The 20015-nt window shown below is 73.4% G+C and carries 17 protein-coding genes; 12 read left to right on the top strand and 5 right to left on the bottom strand.

Going from position 1 to position 20015, the window contains the following annotated elements; translation table 11 throughout:
* Positions 1 to 228: 228 nt before the first annotated feature.
* Positions 229 to 1260: a LacI family DNA-binding transcriptional regulator gene (locus ABTY04_RS17895; protein ID WP_352214284.1), complete on the top strand. Its 1032-nt coding sequence runs from the start codon at positions 229 to 231 to the stop codon at positions 1258 to 1260.
* A gap of 27 nt (positions 1261 to 1287) precedes the next feature.
* A complete protein-coding gene (locus ABTY04_RS17890; protein WP_502996658.1) occupies positions 1288 to 2286 on the top strand; it encodes an ROK family protein in 999 nt (332 codons plus the stop codon).
* 20 nt (positions 2287 to 2306) lie between these two features.
* On the opposite strand, the gene ABTY04_RS17885 is transcribed toward ABTY04_RS17890, so the two are convergent.
* A complete protein-coding gene (locus ABTY04_RS17885) occupies positions 2307 to 3302 on the bottom strand; it encodes a TAXI family TRAP transporter solute-binding subunit (protein WP_352214283.1) in 996 nt (331 codons plus the stop codon).
* Positions 3303 to 3460: 158 nt separating this feature from the next.
* Positions 3461 to 4390, bottom strand: coding sequence for a LysR family transcriptional regulator (locus ABTY04_RS17880; RefSeq protein ID WP_352214282.1), 930 nt, complete (start codon positions 4388 to 4390; stop codon positions 3461 to 3463).
* A 71-nt stretch (positions 4391 to 4461) separates the two neighbouring features.
* Between ABTY04_RS17880 and ABTY04_RS17875 the strand changes: the two genes are divergently transcribed.
* The 3 genes from ABTY04_RS17875 to ABTY04_RS17865 all read left to right on the top strand — a co-directional run bounded on the left by ABTY04_RS17875 (position 4462) and on the right by ABTY04_RS17865 (position 7961).
* Positions 4462 to 5094, top strand: a complete 633-nt coding sequence (locus ABTY04_RS17875) for a maleylpyruvate isomerase family mycothiol-dependent enzyme (protein ID WP_352214281.1) — start codon at positions 4462 to 4464, stop codon at positions 5092 to 5094.
* The gene (gene miaB, locus ABTY04_RS17870; protein WP_352214280.1) at positions 5091 to 6617 is read left to right on the top strand and encodes a tRNA (N6-isopentenyl adenosine(37)-C2)-methylthiotransferase MiaB; all 1527 of its coding nucleotides are present in this window, start codon (positions 5091 to 5093) and stop codon (positions 6615 to 6617) included. Before ABTY04_RS17875 ends, miaB begins: the two co-directional genes overlap by 4 nt.
* Positions 6618 to 7253: 636 nt before the next feature.
* A complete protein-coding gene (locus ABTY04_RS17865) occupies positions 7254 to 7961 on the top strand; it encodes a class III extradiol dioxygenase subunit B-like domain-containing protein (protein ID WP_352214279.1) in 708 nt (235 codons plus the stop codon).
* Between the two features lie 97 nt (positions 7962 to 8058).
* On the opposite strand, the gene ABTY04_RS17860 is transcribed toward ABTY04_RS17865, so the two are convergent.
* Positions 8059 to 8304 (bottom strand): antitoxin, encoded by a 246-nt coding sequence (locus ABTY04_RS17860; protein WP_352214278.1) that lies wholly within the window; start codon positions 8302 to 8304, stop codon positions 8059 to 8061.
* A gap of 23 nt (positions 8305 to 8327) precedes the next feature.
* Positions 8328 to 8477 carry a gliding motility protein gene (locus ABTY04_RS17855; RefSeq protein ID WP_352214277.1) on the bottom strand — a complete coding sequence of 50 codons (150 nt, stop codon included), beginning with the start codon at positions 8475 to 8477 and terminating at the stop codon, positions 8328 to 8330.
* 232 nt (positions 8478 to 8709) lie between these two features.
* Here ABTY04_RS17855 and miaA point away from each other — a divergent pair, with 232 nt between their 5' ends.
* The 6 genes from miaA (at position 8710) to hflX (ending at position 16621) form a co-directional block, all read left to right on the top strand.
* Positions 8710 to 9648 carry a tRNA (adenosine(37)-N6)-dimethylallyltransferase MiaA gene (miaA, locus tag ABTY04_RS17850; RefSeq protein ID WP_352214276.1) on the top strand — a complete coding sequence of 313 codons (939 nt, stop codon included), beginning with the start codon at positions 8710 to 8712 and terminating at the stop codon, positions 9646 to 9648.
* Positions 9649 to 9779: 131 nt separating this feature from the next.
* Complete coding sequence (locus tag ABTY04_RS17845) at positions 9780 to 10292, top strand: hypothetical protein (protein ID WP_502996661.1); 513 nt, start codon at positions 9780 to 9782, stop codon at positions 10290 to 10292.
* A gap of 44 nt (positions 10293 to 10336) precedes the next feature.
* On the top strand, positions 10337 to 11212 hold the full coding sequence (dapF, locus tag ABTY04_RS17840; RefSeq protein WP_352214274.1) for a diaminopimelate epimerase: 876 nt from the start codon (positions 10337 to 10339) through the stop codon (positions 11210 to 11212).
* Positions 11213 to 11352: 140 nt separating this feature from the next.
* Positions 11353 to 13443, top strand: a complete 2091-nt coding sequence (locus ABTY04_RS17835; protein WP_352214273.1) for a RelA/SpoT family protein — start codon at positions 11353 to 11355, stop codon at positions 13441 to 13443.
* Positions 13444 to 13529: 86 nt separating this feature from the next.
* A complete protein-coding gene (locus ABTY04_RS17830) occupies positions 13530 to 14975 on the top strand; it encodes a M1 family metallopeptidase (protein WP_352214272.1) in 1446 nt (481 codons plus the stop codon).
* Positions 14976 to 15115: 140 nt separating this feature from the next.
* Positions 15116 to 16621 (top strand): GTPase HflX, encoded by a 1506-nt coding sequence (gene hflX, locus ABTY04_RS17825; protein ID WP_352214271.1) that lies wholly within the window; start codon positions 15116 to 15118, stop codon positions 16619 to 16621.
* Positions 16622 to 16721: 100 nt separating this feature from the next.
* Here the strand turns inward: hflX and ABTY04_RS17820 are convergent, their stop codons facing one another.
* The gene (locus ABTY04_RS17820) at positions 16722 to 17900 is read right to left on the bottom strand and encodes a hypothetical protein (RefSeq protein ID WP_352214270.1); all 1179 of its coding nucleotides are present in this window, start codon (positions 17898 to 17900) and stop codon (positions 16722 to 16724) included.
* A 461-nt stretch (positions 17901 to 18361) separates the two neighbouring features.
* Here ABTY04_RS17820 and ABTY04_RS17815 point away from each other — a divergent pair, with 461 nt between their 5' ends.
* A complete protein-coding gene (locus ABTY04_RS17815) occupies positions 18362 to 19663 on the top strand; it encodes a diaminobutyrate--2-oxoglutarate transaminase family protein (protein ID WP_352214269.1) in 1302 nt (433 codons plus the stop codon).
* Positions 19664 to 20015 lie beyond the last annotated feature (352 nt).

Raw genomic sequence — 20015 nt, 5'->3', positions numbered from 1 at the left:
CGTCCGATGGAGAAGTACGGGGAAATGGACAGCGGTATTTCGGTCACGTCGGCCACCACTCCGCGCCTCTTCACCCGGAGTTCGAACTCAGGCCGCCGCCGGGAGCCGTGCCGGGCACGCGTACTGGATGCCGGTCAGGGCGGCCTGCCGGGGCAGGATCGCGTACGGTCCCGCCATCGCCGTCCACGTGGGCGGACCTGACGCACCCGAGGGATGAAGAGGCAGGCCATGGCCCGCAGACCCACCATCAAGGACATCGCCCGCCGGGCCGGGGTGTCCGAGAGCGCCGTGTCCTTCGCGCTCAACGACCGGCCCGGAGTGTCCCGGGACACCCGTGCCCGGATCCGCCGGGTCGCCGAGGAACTCGGCTGGCAGCCCAACAGCGCCGCCCGCGCCCTGTCCGGCGAACGTTCCGGCGCCGTCGGGCTGGTGCTCGCCCGGCCCGCGCAGACCCTCGGAGTCGAGTCCTTCTTCCTCCAACTCGTCTCCGGCATCCAGGAGGTGCTGTCCGCGAGCCGGGTCGCCCTCCTCTTCCAGGTCGTGGACGGCATGGACGCCGAATGCGCCGTCTACCGCCGCTGGTGGGCCGAGCGGCGCGTGGACGGGGTCCTCGTCGTCGACCCGCGTACGGACGACCCGCGCCCCGAACTCCTCGCGCAGCTCGGCCTCCCCGCCGTCGTGATCGGCGCAGCGGGCGAGACCGGCCCCCTCTCCTCGGTCCGGGCCGACGACGCCCGGGCCATGGCCGAGGTGCTGGACCACCTGTACCGGCTCGGCCACCGCCGCATCACCCACATCGCCGGGCTGCCCGGCCTCGCCCACACCGCCCGTCGCATGGCCTCGCTGCGCACCGAGGCCGCCGTGCACGGGCTCGGCCCGGAGCACGTGCGCTCGGTGGTCACCGACTACTCCGACGCAGAGGGGGCGGCCGCCACCCGCCGGGTCCTCGCCGAGCCCGAACCTCCGACCGCGCTCGTCTACGACAACGACGTGATGGCGGTGGCCGGCATCGCCGTCGCCGCCGAGCTGGGGCTTGCCGTCCCCGGCCGGATCTCCATGGTCGCCTGGGACGACTCCGCGCTGTGCCGGGTCACCCACCCCCGGCTCACCGCGCTCGTACGCGACACCGCGGGCTTCGGCCGGCTCGCCGCCGAGGAGCTCCTCGCCGTGCTCGCCGGGAACCCGCCCCGGGCCCGCGAGAGCGAGCAGCCCCGGCTGGAGCCCCGGGAGAGTACGGCCCCGCCGCCGACCGCATACTGATCCCGACCCCTTCCTGGAGCAGCTTCCGTGACCAGTCCCACCTCCGCCCACCCCGCTCCCCGGGGCACCGACCCGGCCGCCGGCCTGACGGTGGCCATCGACATCGGCGGTACGAAGATCGCCGGCGCGCTGGTGCACCCCGACGGCACGATGACGGCCACCACCCGCCGCCCGACCCCCCGGGGTACGGACGGCGACGGGGTCTTCGCCGCCGTGGCCGAGGTCGTCGCCGAGCTCGCGGGCTCCCCGCTCTGGCCCTCGGCGGTCCGCTGCGGCATCGGCAGCGCGGGCCCCGTGGACACCTCCCGCGGCACGGTGAGCCCGGTCAACATCGGGGCATGGCGGGAGTTCCCGATCCAGGCCCGGGTCGAGGCCGAACTGGTCCGGCACGGCGCGGCCCTGCCCACCGTCCTCGCCGGTGACGGCGTGGCGATGACCGCCGCCGAGCACTGGCTCGGCGCGGCCCGGGGCCACGCGAACGCCCTGTGCATGGTGGTCTCCACCGGGGTGGGCGGCGGGCTGATCCTGAACAACCGGCTCCACCCGGGCCCCACGGGCAATGCGGGCCACATCGGCCACATGAGCGTGGCCTTCGACGGTGAGCGGTGCGTCTGCGGCGGCCACGGCTGCGTGGAGTCCATCGCCTCCGGCACCGCCATCGCCCGGTGGGCCCTGGCCCAGGGCTGGACCCCGGCGACCCCGGACGGGGACGCCTCGGCGGCGGGCGTGGCCGTGGCCGCAGATGCGGGGGACCCCGTCGCCAAGGCCGCCTTCGACCGGGCGGGCCGCGCCCTGGCCGCAGCCGTCGCGGCCACCGCGACCCTCGTCGAAACGGACATCGCGGTCATCGGTGGGGGCGTCGCCGCCTCGGGCGACACCCTCTTCGCGCCGGTCCGGGCCCACCTGGCCGACTACGCCACGCTTTCGTTCGTGCGCGGCCTGCGGGTGGTCCCGGCGTCCCTGGGCACCCACGCGGGACTGATCGGCGCGGCCGCGGCGGCGCTGATGCTGCTGCCGTCCGCCTGACGCCGTTCGGGCGGCGTCCGCTACGGCTTGACCGAGCGGTAGTACCGCCGGGCGCCCTCGTGCAGGTCCAGGGGATCGGTGTAGATCGCCGTGCGCAGGTCCACCAGCTGCGCCGCATGCACCTCGTGCCCGATCCGGTCGCGGCTGAGGATCACGGTCCGTGTGAACTGCTCGGTGAGCTCCGGGTCGGTCTCCTCGGTGGTGACCAGCAGGTTCGGTACGGCCAGGGTCGCCACCGCCGAGGTGTTCCGGGCCCGCTTGTACGCGTCCTGGGGCATCACCGCCGCCCGGTAGTACCGGGCCGGGCTCCCGCTCGCCTGGAGTGACTCCACCAGGTCGCCGAGCTGGACGAGCCGGATCTCGAAACGCTCCGACAGCTCCCGCACCGCGTTCGTCGGCAGGCCGCCGGACCAGAAGAACGCGTCGATCCGACCGGCCTCCAGCTCGGCCGGCATGGTGTCGATGCCGATGGACACCGGGGTGATGTCCCGCGCCGGGTCCAGCTTGGCCGCCGACAGCAGCCGCTCCGAGATCAGCCGCACCCCGGACCCCGCCTGGCCGACGGCCACCCGCTTGCCCTTCAGGTCCCGCGCCGACTGCACCGTCGACCCGGCCGGCACCACCAGCTGCACGTAGTCGTCGTACAGGCGCGCGACGCCGCGCAGCCGCTCCGCGCCCGGCTTCCCGTCGGCCCGGTACTTGGAGACCGCGTCGGCCGTCGCGATGGTGAAGTCGGCCTTCCCCGAGGTGACCCGCTGCAGGTTCTCCTGCGAGCCCTCACTGGTCTCCAGCCGTACCTTCATCCCGGGCATGTCCTGGGCGAGCGCCTGGTCCAGCAGCTGCCCGTAGCGGTGGTAGACGCCCGTACGGACACCCGTGCTGAAGGTCAGCCCGCCCTTGAGTTCCGGCTCTGCGAAGGGCTTCAGCCACCATGTGAGCAGCCCGAGCACCGCGAGTACGGCCACCAGCCCCCACAGGGCGGTGCGCCTGCGGATGCGGGGCGGTACATGAGCCATGGCCGCGATCCTGCCACCCACCCGCCGCCCTGTCACGGGCCGCCGGTCCCGGACCCCCGGATCCGAGCCCTGACCGGGCCGGTTCCGGATCTTCGTCCGGCTCCCCTTACGGCTCCCGATCCTGCTCCGGGCCCGGGCCCGGAGCCTGCTCCGGCAGGTCAGTCGCCCGGACCCGTTCCGGCCGCGAACCGGGTCCGCAGGAGGTCCAGCAGCGTGCGCGCCGCCGGTCCGGCAGAGCCGTCCGCGGGCCAGGCCAGTGCGACCCGCCCGTTCAGGGCCGGCCCGGTGATGCGCAGCGCGACCAGCTCCCGCACGGCCCCCGGCTCCTGCGCCCCGGCCGGTACCACCGCCACCCCCAGCCCCCGCGCGGCGAGCCGCACCAGCACCCCGGGAGCCGCCGCCTCGAAGTCCACCCGCGGAGCGAACCCGGCCTCCGCACAGGCCCGCTCCAGCACGCCGCGCAGCCCGGTCCCGCGCGGCAGACCGATCAGGGCCCGGCCGCGCAGCGCCGCCAGCGGAATCCCGCCGTCCACGCTGTCCTGCACGAGGGGGTCGTCGGTCCGTACGACGGCCACCAGCGGTTCGTCGACCACCACCTGTACGGAGATCCCGGCGGGCGGTTCCCCGCCCAGCCCGACCACGGCGAGGTCCAGCTCGCCCTGCCGGAGCGCGGCCAGCATCCGCTCCGAGGTGTCCTCGGCCAGTGAGATCTCCACCTGCGGGTGCGCGTCGTGGAAGTCGCCCAGCACCCCGACCACGTCGGAGCCGCCCACCACGGCCCCGGCCGCCCCCGGGATCAGGCCGATCGCCACTCGCCCCCGCAGCAGCCCGCAGACCTCGTCCGCCGTCCGCCGGATGCCCTCGACCGCCGCCAGCGCGGCCCACGCGTACGACAGCACGGCCTCACCCGCCTCCGTCGGTGTCACCCGCCGCCCCGACCGGTCCAGCAGCCGCAGCCCCAGCTCCCGTTCCAGTTGCCTGACCTGCGCGCTCACCCCCGGCTGGGAGACGTGCAGGCGGGCCCCGGCCCGGGTGAACCCGCCCTCCTCGACCACCGTCACGAAGTACCGCAGCTGAGCCAGCTCCATAACCAGCGATTCTAGATCGGAGAAGCACCCGCTCTTGGACTTATGGATACCGGCCCGCCCACTCTGAACCCATGACCGACATCGCCGCGGCCACCGCCGCCGAACGCCGCGAACTGGCCGACGTACTCGACACGCTCACGCCCGGGCAGTGGGACGCCCCGAGCCTCTGCGCGGGCTGGCGGGTCCGGGAGGTCGCCGCACACATGTCGATGGGCTTCCGCTACTCCGTGCCCCGGTTCGCCACCGAGTTCGCCAAGGCCCGCGGCAGCCTCCACCGCATGACCGACCGGGCCGCCCGCCGCGACGCCGCCGCGTTCACCCCGCGCGAACTGGCTGCCCTGCTGCGCGAGAACGCCGGACACCCGTGGAAGCCCCCGGCGGGCGGCCCCACCGCCAGCCTCGCCCACGACGTGGTCCACGGCCTCGACATCACCGTCGCCCTCGGCCACCCCCGCCGGGTCCCCGAGGACCGGCTGCGCCTGCTGCTCTCCGCGGTCACCCCTCGTGGCCTGCGGTTCTTCGGAGTCGACCTCACTGGCATCCGACTGTGCGCCGACGACCTCGACTGGTCCCACGGCGACGGAACCCCCGTACACGGCTCCGCCCAGGACCTGCTCCTCGTCCTCTTCGGCCGCCGCCTGCCCGCGGGCCGGCTGCACGGTGGGCCGGAGGGCTTCCGGGTACCGCCTACCCTTGTCGCATGACCAGCAGCAGCGACCGGAGCACGGCAGTGGACGTCAAGGGAACATACGAGGTGCGCACCTACGGGTGCCAGATGAACGTGCACGACTCCGAGCGACTGTCCGGTCTGCTGGAGGACGCGGGCTACACGCGGGCGCCCGAGGGCTCCGACGGCGACGCCGACGTCGTGGTGTTCAACACCTGCGCCGTGCGCGAGAACGCCGACAACAAGCTGTACGGCAACCTCGGCCGGCTTGCCCCGATGAAGACCAAGCGCCCCGGCATGCAGATCGCCGTCGGCGGCTGCCTCGCGCAGAAGGACCGCGACACGATCGTCAAGCGGGCCCCCTGGGTCGACGTGGTCTTCGGCACGCACAACATCGGCAAGCTGCCCGTCCTGCTGGAGCGCGCCCGCATCCAGGAGGAGGCGCAGGTCGAGATCGCCGAGTCGCTGGAGGCGTTCCCCTCCACGCTGCCGACCCGCCGCGAGTCCGCCTACGCGGCCTGGGTCTCGATCTCCGTCGGCTGCAACAACACCTGCACCTTCTGCATCGTCCCGGCGCTGCGCGGCAAGGAGGAGGACCGCCGGCCCGGCGACATCCTCGCCGAGGTGGAGGCCCTGGTCGCCGAGGGCGTCTCCGAGATCACCCTGCTCGGCCAGAACGTCAACGCGTACGGCTCCGACCTGGGCGACCGCGAGGCCTTCTCGAAGCTGCTGCGCGCCTGCGGCCAGATCGAGGGGCTGGAGCGGGTCCGCTTCACCTCCCCGCACCCGCGGGACTTCACGGACGACGTGATCGCGGCCATGGCCGAGACGCCGAACGTGATGCCGCAGCTGCACATGCCGCTCCAGTCCGGCTCGGACACCATCCTGCGCGCGATGCGCCGCTCGTACCGCCAGGAGCGCTTCCTCGGCATCATCGAGAAGGTCCGCGCCGCCATCCCGCACGCCGCGATCTCCACCGACATCATCGTGGGCTTCCCCGGTGAGACGGAGGAGGACTTCGAGCAGACGATGCACACCGTGCGCGAGGCGCGCTTCGCCAACGCGTTCACCTTCCAGTACTCCAAGCGCCCCGGGACCCCGGCGGCCGACATGGAGGGGCAGATCCCGAAGGAGGTCGTCCAGGAGCGCTACGTGCGGCTGGTCGCCCTCCAGGAGGAGATCTCCTGGGAGGAGAACAAGAAGCAGGTCGGCCGCACGCTGGAGGTCATGGTCGCGGAGGGCGAGGGCCGCAAGGACGGCACGACGCACCGCCTGTCCGGCCGCGCCCCCGACAACCGCCTGGTGCACTTCACGAAGCCGGAGGCGGAGGTCCGTCCGGGTGACGTGGTGACGGTGGAGATCACGTACGCCGCCCCGCACCACCTCCTGGCCGAAGGCCCGACGGAGTCGGTGCGCCGGACCCGCGCGGGCGACGCGTGGGAGAAGCGCAACGCGGCCCCGGCGCAGCCCCAGGGCGTCATGCTGGGCATCCCCACCCTGGGCGTTCCCGCCCCCCTCCCGGCGGCAACCTCGGGCTGCGCCCTGCCCACTCCCTCCTGACCCTCCCGGCGCACCGCCCGGCGCCGGGGACGCGCCTCCCGCAGCTGCGCCGACCGGTCGGCACCGGCCCGGCACCGCCGACCGGTGCCGACCGGCACCGGCCCGGCACCGCCGGGCGCTCCGGGCACCGCCGGCGGCGTTCGAGGCGCGCCGCGGGGGTCCGGGCCGACTCCTGGGCACCCCGGGGCGCGGCCGGGGGCGCCTCGCACGGTACGGAGCGGCACCCGATCCCGCCGGCGGCCGGGGGGCACGTGGAGCCCGGGTAAACCCGCGCCCGCCGGAGACGGCTCACGCGTCACGGGAGCGGAACGCGATCCAGCCACCCACCCGGCCGGAGTGCGGGTGGGGCCCGGCGGTGGCCGAGGAAGGGACCGGGCGGAGCCCTGGGAAACCCGGGCTCGGCCGAGGCGGCCCGCAACCCGTTCGGCGACGTCCGCGGCACGGTCCGGTACCGCCGGCACGCCGTCGTTACCCCCGCCCGGCGAACCCGGCCTCGCCGCGGGTTCCGAGCCGGAACCCGGGCCTGCCCGGACGGAGCCGGTGGGCCGCTCGGGGGCCGGGCCGGGGCCACGGAGCGCCGGAAGCGGAGGTGGCCCGCCGGGCCCCGTTCCGCCCGCGACGGCTAGGCTGCGGATCATGCTCGTTGCCGCCGCCGTCTGCCCCGCCCCGCCGCTCCTCGTGCCCGAGGTCGCCGCGGGAGCCGCCGCCGAACTCGGCGACGCCCGTACCGCCTGCTCCGACGCCCTCGCGGTGCTCGCCGCCTCCCGCCCCGACCTGCTGGTCGTCATCGGCGCCGCCGACGAGGACCACCGCGGCACCTTCCCTCAGGGCGCCCGCGGCAGCTTCCGCGGATTCGGCGTCGAGGCCGACGTACGGCTCGGGGCCGGGGACGAAGGCCCCCGCCTCCTGCCGCCGTCCCTCGCCGTCGGCGCATGGCTGCTCGGCCGCGCCGGCTGGGGCGCCGCGCCCGTGGAGGGCCTCGGGGTCGGGGAACCGTTCGACACCGCGCGGTGCCTGGAGGCCGGCCGGGGACTCGCCGCGCGCGAAGAGCGCGTCGCGCTCCTCGTCATGGGCGACGGCAGCGCCTGCCGCACCCTGAAGGCCCCCGGCTACCTCGACGACCGGGCCGAAGCCTTCGACGCCGCGGCGGCCCGCGCCCTCGCCTCCGCCGACGTGGCCGCGCTCGCCGCCCTCGACGCCGAGCTCGCGTACGAGCTCAAGGCCGCCGGCCGGGCGCCCTGGCAGGTGCTGGCCGGCGCAGCCGAGGGCGCCGGCCTCGACGGGCGGCTGCTGTACGAGGACGCCCCGTACGGGGTCGGCTACTTCGTCGCCACCTGGTCCTAGCCCCGGTCCGAGCCGCCGGCACCGGTCCCGGCCCGCGGCCCCGGAGACGCGGAAGGGGCGCGGGTTCCGATGAACCTGCGCCCCTTCCGAAACAGCGTCAGGAAGCGGCCGGCGGCGTCGTCCCGCCGGGGGCGTCCTTGTGCGCGATCTTGCCCAGGGCGTCCTTCGCCTTGCTCGTGCCGGTCTCGATGTGGCCGTGGTACTTGCCCTTGGTTTTGGAGTCCACGGCCTGGGCCATCTTGTCGAGGTTCTGGCCGATCTTGCCCTCGTGCTGCAGTGCGAGGTTGCCGACCTTCTCCTTCGCCGGACCGAGCTTGGCCTTCAGAGATTCCAGCAGGCCCATGGGTCACCTTCCAGTGGCGGCGGCTACGTACGGGCGCTCTCGCCGGCCTCGCTGTCCGCGACTGCCTCCGCCGACTGCTGCTTCGGGATCTCCACGGCTTCCGCCGCAGGCGCCTCCGGCGCAGCCGGCTCGGCTTCGGTCTCACCGACCGGAGCCTCGGACTCCGTCGTCACGTCCTCGGAAGCGACCTTCGTGGTCGCATCCTCGCCCTTACGACGAAAAAACCGAGCAAAAACGCCCATGTCTACTCCCATAACGTTACTCGTGCGGGTGAAGTTCCGCCTCGTACGGCCCGGCCTCCGCACGGCGTACGCCCGGCGGAGGCTCGCCAGGGCAACGACCCTGCCACCGCCCCGTCACGTAACTCGATCGGGTACATGCCGCAAGGTTTGCGAGACTGGGGCGGTGAGGAATGCAGCCCCCGCCCCGCGGGTCATCGCCGTCGTCGGTCCCACCGCGGCCGGAAAGTCCGATCTGGGCGTAGCCCTGGCCCGCCGGTTCGACGGCGAGGTCGTCAACGCCGACTCCATGCAGCTGTACCGGGGGATGGACATCGGCACCGCCAAGCTGACGACCGAGGAGCGCGGCGGCGTCCCGCACCACCTCCTGGACATCTGGGACGTGACCGAGACCGCGAGCGTCGCCGAGTACCAGCGCCTGGCCCGCGCCGAGATCGACAAGCTGCTCGCCCAGGGCCGCACGCCGGTCCTCGTCGGCGGATCGGGCCTGTACGTCCGCGGCGCCCTCGACGCCATGGAGTTCCCCGGCACGGACCCGGAGATCCGGGCCCGGCTGGAGGAGGAGGCCGCCCTGCACGGCCCCGGCGCCCTGCACGCCCGCCTCGCCGCCGCCGACCCGGCCGCCGCCCAGGCGATCCTGCCCAGCAACGGCCGCCGCATCGTCCGCGCCCTGGAGGTCATCGAGATCACCGGGAAGCCGTTCACCGCCAACCTGCCCGGCCACGAGTCGGTCTACGACACCGTCCAGATCGGTGTCGACGTGGCCCGGCCGGAGCTCGACGAGCGGATCGCGCTGCGCGTGGACCGGATGTGGGAGGCCGGGCTGGTCGACGAGGTCCGTGCGCTGGAAGCCCGGGGCCTGCGCGACGGAATCACCGCTTCCAGGGCGCTCGGCTACCAGCAGGTGCTGGCCGCCCTCGCCGGCGAGTGCACCGAGGACGAGGCCAGGGCCGAGACCGTCCGGGCCACCAAGCGGTTCGCCCGCCGACAGGACTCCTGGTTCCGCCGGGACCCCCGTGTGCACTGGCTCAGCGGCGCCGTCGCGGACCGGGGGGAACTCCTCGGACTCGCGCTGTCGTTGGTCGAACGAGCGGTTACAGCCTGATCACGTGATGGCATCGGGACGCCCCGTGCGCCCGTTCGGGACCCTCAGCCGTGCCATCATCAAATTCCGCGGGTGCGATCACCGGCGGTGAACAACAGCGTGCGAAGTCCGAGTGGGGAGGGCGCGTGGCAATGGAGGCCGGCCCTCGTGACACCGGGCAGGACGGGACGAGACGGGAAGCGGACCCGATGCTTCTCGACGCGTCCCCCGAGCCCGAAGGCCTCGGCCTGCCCGCGGACCCGGCACGGCTGACCCCCGACGGCCCGGACGCACCGGACACCGCCGAGGCGGAGGCCGCCGCCGGTCCCGCGTTCGAGGTCGAGCTGCGCCCGCAGCGCCGGCTGCGCATCTGGCAGATCGCCCCGATCGTGATGCTGGCCGCCGCCGGCTCCCTGATGTTCGCCTTCCCACTCGCCTTCGAGTTCGGCGACGGCGGAGCCGTGGTCGCCATGCTCGGCTTCCTCATCAGCTCCTGCGCCGGCGGCTGGGGGATGATGGCCGCGCGCCGCGTGGGCTACACCTGGCCCGGGCTCCCGCCCCGGGGCAGCGGCCGTCGCCCCGACTGGCGCATGGCCGGGCTGTACGCCCTGGTCGCGCTGGCCGTCGTCGCCCTGGCCGTGTACCGGGTCGCGCGCCTGCGATAGACGCCGCCGACCTGCCCGAACACCGCGCTCGGTACCATGGGCGGGTGACGCAGACGAGCCTCTCCTTCCTCAAGGGCCACGGCACCGAGAACGACTTCGTGATCGTCCCGGACCCGGACAACGCCGTCGAGCTGCCCGCGACCGCCGTCGCGAAGCTGTGCGACCGGCGTGCCGGAATCGGCGCGGACGGCGTGCTGCACGTCGTCCGGTCCGCCGCGCACCCCGAGGCGGCGCACATGGCCGACGAGGCCGAGTGGTTCATGGACTACCGCAACAGCGACGGCTCCATCGCCGAGATGTGCGGCAACGGCGTCCGCGTCTTCGCCCGCTACCTCCAGTACGCCGGCCACGTCGAGCCCGGCGACCTCACCGTCGCCACCCGCGGAGGCGTCAAGCGGGTGCACCTCGACAAGAGCGGCGACGTGACGGTCTCCATGGGCCGCGCCGTCCTCCCCGAGGAACAGGTCACCGTCACGGTCGGCGACCGTGCCTGGCCCGCCCGCAACGTCAACATGGGGAACCCGCACGCCGTCGCGTTCGTCGACAGCCTGGACCACGCCGGCAAGCTGCTCGACCCGCCCCCGTTCAGCCCGGCCGGGGTCTACCCGTCGGGTGTCAACGTGGAGTTCGTCGTCGACCGGGGCCCCCGCCACGTTGCCATGCGCGTCCACGAGCGCGGCTCCGGCGAGACCCGCTCCTGCGGCACCGGCGCCTGCGCCGTCGCCGTGGCCGCCATCCGCCGCGACGGCGCGGACCCGGCAGCCACCGGCGAACCCGCCACGTACACCGTCGACCTCCCCGGCGGCACCCTCCTCATCACCGAACACCCCGACGGCCAGATCGACATGACCGGACCGGCCGTCATCGTGGCCGCGGGTGAGTTCGACGCGGCCTGGCTCGCCGAAACGGCTTTCGGCTGAAGCTTCCCTCTAATGGGTGATCCGTTTCACGCTGAGCGAGAGGCGGACTGCGCCACGTGGTGGGGTCGGTAGCATCAGGCACCGGCCCTGAGGGCTCACCCCATGCCCGCCACCGCCGGTCGAAGACGCCGGAGGTGCCCATGAGTGCAGAGGCCACGAACCCCGAAGCACGTCCCGAAGCGCGCCCTGAGCTCCGCAGACGAGGCCGTACCCGCCTTGACCTGCGACGACTTGGGCGCGCCGCCCTTCTCGGGCCCACATCCCGAGACCGGCTCCCCGACGCCATCGGCCATGTCGCCGAGGCGCACCGCGCCCATCACCCGGACGCGGACCTGTCCGTCCTGCGCCGCGCGTACGTGCTCGCGGAGTCCTCGCACCGCGGCCAGATGCGGAAAAGCGGTGAGCCGTACATCACACATCCACTCGCCGTCACCCTGATCCTCGCCGAACTCGGCGCCGAGACCACCACCTTGACGGCCTCTCTGCTCCACGACACCGTCGAGGACACCGAGGTGACCCTCGATCAGGTCCGCGCGGAGTTCGGCGACGAAGTCTGCTTCATCGTCGACGGCGTCACCAAGGTGGAGAAGATCGACTACGGGGCCGCCGCCGAGCCCGAGACCTTCCGCAAGATGCTCGTCGCCACCGGCAACGACGTCCGCGTCATGTCGATCAAACTCGCCGACCGGCTGCACAACATGCGCACCCTCGGCGTGATGCGCCCCGAGAAGCAGGCGCGCATCGCCAAGGTCACCGGCGACGTCCTCATCCCCCTCGCCGAACGGCTCGGCGTACAGGCCCTCAAGACCGAGCTGGAAGACCTCGTCTTCGCGATCCTGCACCCCGAGGAGTACGAGCACACCCGCGCGCTCATCGCCGCCCACGCCGGCGAGCGCGACCCGCTGCCCGCCATCGCCGACTCCGTCAGGGCCGTCCTGCGCGACGCCGGCATCGCCGCCGAGGTGCAGGTACGGCCCCGGCACTTCGTCTCCGTGCACCGGATCGCCCTCAAACGCGGCGAGCTGCGCGGCTCCGACTTCGGCCGCATCCTGGTGCTCGTCGGGGAGAACGCCGACTGCTACGCCGTGCTGGGCGAGCTGCACACCTGCTTCACCCCGGTCGTCTCGGAGTTCAAGGACTTCATCGCCGCCCCGAAGTTCAACCTCTACCAGTCGCTGCACACAGCCTTCGCCACGCCCGAGGGGTACGTGGCCGAAGTCATCGTCCGCACCCGCCAGATGCACCGGGTCGCCGAGGCCGGCGTGGTCGCCCTCGGCAACCCGTACGCCACCGCCTCGGCGGAGGCCGCCGCCGACTGCGACGAGGAGCGGGTCGACCCGACCCGGCCCGGCTGGCTGTCGCGCCTCCTCGACTGGCAGCAGTCCGCGCCCGATCCCGACACCTTCTGGAGCGTGCTGCGCGCCGAGCTGGCACAGGACCGGGAGATCACCGTGTTCCGCGCCGACGGCGGTTCCCCCGGCACGATCAGCCTGCCCGCCGGGGCCAGCTGTATCGACGCCGCGTACGCACAGTACGGCGAAGCGGCCCACGGCTGTATCGGCGCCCGCGTCAACGGGCGTCTCACCTCCCTGGCCTCCCGGCTGTCCGACGGGGACACCGTCCAGCTGCTGCTCGCCCAGGACGCCTCCTCGGGCCCCGCCGCCGACTGGCTGGAGCACGCCAGGACCCCGGCCGCCCGGATCGCCATCGGCAGCTGGCTCCAAGCGCACCCCGACTCGGTGAAACCCACCACCACGGCCGCCCGGGCACCGCTGTCCGTGGTCGGCGCCCGGGGCGGCGGCGGCAACGCGGTCGCCGACCTGCCGGACGCCACCGTACGGCTCGCGGGCTGCTGCACACCCGTACCGCCGGACGCCGTCGCCGGGTTCGTCGTACGGGGCGGGGCCGTCACCGTCCACCGCATCCACTGCTCGGCGGTGGCCCAGATGCGCGCACTGGGCCGGACCTCCGTCGCCGTGCACTGGCGGGCCACGGCGGACTGCCGGGTCACCCTGCTCGCTGAATCGTTCGGCCGCCCGCATCTGCTGGCCGACCTGACCGAGGCCATCGCCCGCCAAGGGGTCGAAGTGGTCTCCGCGACCGTGGAGCCGCCCGTCGAGCAGCGGGTCCGGCACACCTACACCCTGCAGCTGCCCGACGCGACCGGACTGCCGGCCCTGATGCGGGCCATGCGGGACGTTCCCGGCGTCTACGACGTCAGCCGGGCCTAGGCCGGGCGTCGCCGGAAGGCCCCGTTCGGGTGGACCCGTCGCGCGCCGTACCCGGGCGCGTGGCGGGCGCTGGTAAGCGGTGGAGGATGCAGCTCTCCTCCCCCCGCCTGCGCGCCGCCCTGCTCGCCGCGGCCTCCCTCACCCTCGTCGCCGCCGTGCTGCCCCCGCCGATGCCGCTGGGCATCGGTGACACGCTGTTCCCGCAGCTCGGGAACCCCGGGTATGACGTCCTCTCGTACGATCTGTCCTTCACGTACAAGGACAACAAGAGCCCGCTCGACGCGGTCACCGTCATCGACGCCCGCACCCTGCAGCCGCTGGAGCGGATCAACCTGGACTTCACCCACGGAACGGTGGCGTCCGCCCAGGTCAACGGCGAACCGGCGCGCTTCGAGAGCGCCGGGGAGGACCTCGTGCTCACCCCGGCGCGCCCGGTCACGGCCAATCTGCCGCTCCACATCGAGATCCGGCACACCAGCGATCCGCGCGGCATCGCCGACGGGGGCTGGGTCCCGACCGACGACGGCCTGGCCATGGCCAACCAGGCCGACGCCGCCCACCGGGTCTTCCCGTGCAACGACCACCCGGCGGACAAGGCGTACTTCACCTTCCGGATCACCGCACCGACCGGACTCACCGCCGTCGCCAACGGGGTGCCCGGCACGCTCCCGGCCCGCCGGGCCGCGGGCTCGGCCACCTGGACGTACCGGACCCTGCACCCGATGGCCACCGAGCTCGCGCAGGTCTCCATCGGCACCTCGGCCGTGGTGCAGGGCACCGGTCCGCACGGGCTGCCGCTGCGCGACGTGGTCCCGGCCGCGGACCGGCAGCGGCTGGAACCCTGGCTGAAGAAGACCCCCGGGCACATCCAGTGGATGGAGCAGCACATCGGCCGCTACCCCTTCGAGAACTACGGAGTGCTGATCGCGCGGGCGAAGACCGGATTCGAGCTGGAGACGCAGACCCTCTCCCTCTTCGAGAACAGCCTGTTCTCGGGGGAGGGCTACCCCGAGTGGTACGTCGAGTCGGTGATGGTCCACGAGCTCGCCCACCAGTGGTTCGGCGACAGCGTCACCCCGCGGACCTGGTCCGACCTGTGGCTCAACGAGGGACACGCCACCTGGTACGAGGCCCTGTACGCGGACGGGCTCGGCAAGTACTCCCTGGAGCGGCGCATGCGCGAGGCGTACCAGCGCTCCGACCAGTGGCGGGCGGCCGGCGGGCCCCCGGCCGCGCCGAAGCCCGCCGCCCCCGGCGAGAAGATCGGGCTGTTCCGGCCGGTGGTCTACGACGGGGCCGCGCTGGTGCTGTACGCACTGCGCCAGGAGATCGGCGCGAAGGCTTTCGACGGGGTCGAGCGCCGCTGGGTGGCGGAGCACCGGGACGGGATCGCCGGCACGCAGGACTTCGTACGACTGGCCTCGGAGGAGGCCGGACGGGATCTGGAGGCCTTCCTGAAGCCGTGGCTGTACGGGACGACGACCCCGGCGATGCCCGGGCACCCGGAGTGGGGCGGGCCGAAAAGCGTGTGACCGGCGGGGAACGGGCATGTCACCATCGACGAGGCCGAACGCCGGGGGAATCTCCCGGCGATGTGACACGTTGGACGTGACAGTGTTAGGTCACTGTCACACGTGGCTTTGGCCGCATTCGATATCGACGTAAGGATCCAATGACCTCCTCTTCTTCCCCTTTCCAGGACGCGCGGGACGCACGGGACGTGCCGGACTCGCAGAGCTTCACCGAGAGTCTTCGGGCCGACGCCCTGATGGAAGAGGACGTCGCCTGGAGCCACGAGGTCGACGGAGACCGGGACGGCGAGCAGTTCGAGCGCTCCGAGCGCGCGGCGCTGCGCCGCGTGGCCGGCCTCTCCACCGAGCTCGAAGACGTCACCGAGGTCGAGTACCGGCAGCTGCGCCTTGAGCGCGTGGTGCTGGTGGGCGTCTGGACCTCCGGCACGGTGCAGGATGCCGAGAACTCCCTCGCGGAGCTCGCGGCCCTCGCCGAGACGGCCGGCGCCCTCGTACTCGACGGTGTCATCCAGCGCCGCGACAAGCCGGACCCGGCCACCTTCATCGGCTCCGGCAAGGCCCGCGAGCTGCGGGACATCGTGCTTGAGAGCGGGGCCGACACCGTCGTCTGCGACGGTGAGCTCAGCCCCGGCCAGCTCATCGCCCTCGAAGACGTCGTCAAGGTCAAGGTGGTCGACCGGACCGCCCTGATCCTCGACATCTTCGCCCAGCACGCCAAGTCCCGAGAGGGCAAGGCGCAGGTCGCCCTCGCGCAGATGCAGTACATGCTGCCGCGCCTGCGCGGCTGGGGTCAGTCGCTGTCCCGGCAGATGGGTGGCGGCGGCGGTGGCGGCATGGCCACCCGAGGCCCCGGTGAGACCAAGATCGAGACCGACCGGCGCCGGATCCGCGAGAAGATGGCGAAGATGCGCCGGGAGATCGCGGAGATGAAGACCGGCCGCGACATCAAGCGGCAGGAACGGCGCCGCAACAAGGTGCCCTCGGTCGCCATCGCCGGCTACACCAACGCCGGCAAGTCCTCCCTGCTCAACCGCCTCACGGGCGCGGGCGTGCTGGTGGAGAACGCGCTGTTCGCCACCCTCGACCCGACCGTGCGCCGGGCCGAGACGCCCAGCGGCCGGATCTACACGCTGGCCGACACGGTCGGCTTCGTCCGGCACCTGCCCCACCACCTGGTCGAGGCGTTCCGCTCCACGATGGAGGAGGTCGGCGACTCCGACCTCATCCTGCACATCGTGGACGGCTCGCACCCGGCTCCGGAGGAGCAGCTGGCGGCGGTGCGCGAGGTCATCCGCGAGGTCGGCGCGGTCAACGTGCCCGAGATCGTGGTGATCAACAAGGCCGACGCCGCGGATCCGCTCGTACTGCAGCGGCTGCTGCGGATCGAGCGGCACTCCATCGCCGTCTCGGCGCGCACGGGGCAGGGCATCGCCGAGCTCCTCGGGCTCATCGATTCCGAACTGCCGCGGCCCGAGGTCGAGGTGGAGGCCCTGGTGCCGTACACGCGCGGCTCGCTGGTCGCTCGGGCGCACGCCGAGGGCGAGGTGATCTCCGAGGAGCACACCCCGGAGGGCACCCTGCTCAAGGCCCGGGTCCACCAGGAACTGGCGGCGGACCTGGCGCCGTACGTGCCGGCGAAGCGGTGACGCGGACACGGCAGCACGGATGAACCGAGGGCCCCCTGCACTGCAGGGGGCCCTCGGTCGTGTGGCTGCGTGGCCACGTGGCCGCGCATACGGGTGGGGACTACTTGAACTTGGCGCTCACGGCGTCGAAGATCCCCTTGGCCTCCGGTCCCAGCCGGGGTCCGGCCAGCCAGCCCGCCTTGACGGGGCCGATCGAGGTGTTCGACACCAGCGCCGGCTTGCCGTCACTGCCCGCGGCCACCCAGCCGCCGCCGGAGGAGCCGCCGGTCATCGTGCAGCCGATGCGGTACATCACCGGGTCGTTCGTGGTCAGCGACAGCCGGCTCGGCTTGTCGGTGCACTGGAAGGCCTTCTGGCCGTCGAACGGGGCCGCCGCCGGGTAGCCCGTGGCTGTGATGCCCGCGACCTTCGGCACCGCCGGGGCGTTGAACTCCACCGGGAGCGCCGCACCGACCGTCTCCTCCAGGGACTTCCCGGTGCTCTTCTCCGGGGTCACGTGCAGCACCGCGAAGTCGTACGGGGCGCCTGCGCCGCCGGTCGGACCGCCGTTCGCGATCCACTGGTTCGAGGTCTGCGCCCAGTCGCTCCACCACACGCCGTACGGAGCCACCTGATCGCGCGGGGCGCCCTTGAGCTGCGCCGCCGGCCGGCCCGCGTTGTTGTACGACGGGACGAAGGCGATGTTGCGGTACCAGCCGCCGGACTTGCCCGCGTGCACGCAGTGGCCGGCCGTCCAGACCATGTTGGACTTGCCAGGGTGGGCCGGGTCCTTGACCACGGTCGCCGAGCAGACCATGGAGCCCTCGGGGCCGTCGAAGAAGACCTTGCCGGACACCGGAACGCTCGTGTGGTAAGGCGCGTTGGCCGCCTTGGCCTGCACCGGTGCCGGGACCGGGTCGGTGACGCCCTGGTCCTTGCCGGCGTCCGGGTCGATGGCCGGGGGCTGCGGGGTCTTGTCGGCCTCACGCATCCGGTCCGGGTCCCACAGGTCCTCGATGATCGGGTTGACGTAGTCGCCCGCCTCGCGGAGCCAGTCCTCCTGCTTCCAGTTCTTCCACGCACCCCCCTTCCACTTGTCCAGGTCGAAGCCGTGCTGCTTGAGCTTGTCCTTGAGCTGGTCCGGGATCTTGATGGTCCCGTCGGCTTCGGACGGGAGGCTCGCTGCCGCGGTCGGCTTGGCGTCGCCGCCGGCCTCCCCGTCGCCGGGTCCGCAGGCTGCGGCGGTCAGTGCGAGTGCCGCCGCGCACAGGATCGCGGTGACCGGTCGGTTCGGTCGCATGTCGTGAATCCCCCTGGTGGTTCTGGGTGTGAGACGCGGTGCAGTTGCGCTTTGTGGGGCACGCGAGGTGCGTGCTGCCGAGTGCAGCACCCCACTATGCCGCTGTCTTTGGGGACGGCACAGCCCGGGGCTGCGGTTCCGGATCCGGCGGACACCCCGAAGTCCGGGCGGAACAAGGATCTTGGGGCCACCCGTGATCCGCCGCCGTCACCGTCGTTGGTACGCACGGGGGATGGGGGAGCAGCGTTCATTTTCGAGGCGCAATCCGGTAGAGCAATCGTGCGGGAGGTCCGACAGTCGTGGCTTTGACCGAGCAGGGCGCGGCCGCCGCGCAGGGGCCACCGCAAGGGCAGCAGGCGTCACAGGAAGCACCGCAAGTACCGCAAGTAGCGCCACAGGCAACGCCGCAGGTACCGCCGCAGGGGAGCCGGGGATCGGCGGGGTCCGGTGGGCCTGCAGGGGTGGGCGCAGGTGCGGAGGGCATCCTGCGACGGCAGGCGATGCGGGAGTCCGCCGCCCGCACGTACGCGCGCTCGCTGCCCATCGTCCCGGTGCGCGCCCGAGGGCTGACGATCGAGGGCGCCGACGGGCGGCGCTACCTGGACTGCCTCTCCGGGGCCGGCACCCTCGCCCTGGGACACAACCACCCCGTGGTGCTCGAAGCCGTCCGCGGCGTCCTCGACTCCGGAGCACCGCTGCACGTCCTGGACTTGGCGACCCCGGTCAAGGACGCCTTCACCACGGAGCTGTTCGCCTGCCTCCCGCCGGCCCTGGCCGCCGACGCCCGCATCCAGTTCTGCGGGCCCGCCGGCACGGATGCGGTGGAGGCCGCGCTCAAACTGGTCCGCACGGCCACCGGGCGCACGGGGCTGCTCGCCTTCACCGGGGCCCACCACGGGATGACCGCCAGGGCCCTGGGTGCCTCGGGCGGAGCACCGGACGTACGGGTGACCCGGCTGCCGTTCCCTCAGGACTTCCGCTGCCCGTTCGGGGTCGGCGGCCCCGGGGGCGCCCGGCTCGGGGCCCGTTGGACCGAGAGCCTGCTGGACGACCCCAAGGGCGGGGTGCCGAAGCCCGCGGCGGTGATCGTCGAGCCGGTGCAGGGCGAGGGCGGGGTCTTTCCGGCCCCGGACGAGTGGCTGCGCCGGATGCGCGAGATCACCGAGGACCGGGGGATCCCGCTGGTCGCCGACGAGGTGCAGACCGGCGTGGGCCGCACCGGCGCCTTCTGGGGCGTCGACCACGCCGGGGTGGTGCCGGACGTGATGGTCCTGTCCAAAGCGATCGGCGGCAGCCTCCCGCTCGCGGTGATCGTGTACCGGTCGGGCCTGGACGTCTGGGCCCCCGGAGCACATGCCGGCACCTTCCGCGGCAACCAGCTGGCCATGGCGGCCGGAGCCGCCACCTTGGCGTACGTACGGAGGAACCGTCTCGCCGAGCGTGCGGGGGCCCTGGGCGAGCGGATGCTGACGGCCCTGCGTGCCTTGGCCTCCGTCCACCCCTGCATCGGGGACGTCCGGGGCCGCGGCCTGATGATCGGTGTCGAACTCGTCGACCCCGACACCGGGGCCGTGGCGCCGGCCCTCGCCGCGACCGTCCGCCAGGAGTGCCTGAACCGCGGCCTGATCGTCGAACTCGGCGGCCGCCACTCCAGCGTCGTCCGCCTCCTGCCGCCGCTGACCCTCACCGACGAACAGGCCGCCGCCGTGCTCGACCGCCTGGCCGACGCCATCCCCGCCGCAGCCGCCTGCCGGCCCCACTGACCCGCACCCCAAGGACCAGCGATGCCCGACTCGCAACACCGCGCCACCGACACCCCGCCCACGCGCCCCCTCGCCGAACCGACACCAACCCCGGGTCCCGTCCCCGGCACTCCGCGTCCCCCTGGCGGATCGGCGCCGACCCTCGGCATCGGGACCGAGTCCGCCACCGCGAGCCCCGTCGGCGGGCCGGCACCGGCCCCGGGCGGCGGGACCGACGGCATGCGTCCCCCTGGCGAATCGGCACCGACCCCCGCCAGTGGGGACGAGGCCGGCGGCACGCGTGCCGCCGATGGGCCGGCGCCCGCCCATGGCGGCAGGGGCGTACCGGGCGGATCGGCGCCGGAGCCGGTGG

It is taken from the genome of Streptomyces sp. NPDC097981 (assembly GCF_040302565.1).
Classification (GTDB): domain Bacteria; phylum Actinomycetota; class Actinomycetes; order Streptomycetales; family Streptomycetaceae; genus Streptomyces.
This window is presented reverse-complemented; position numbering and strand designations above follow the sequence as displayed.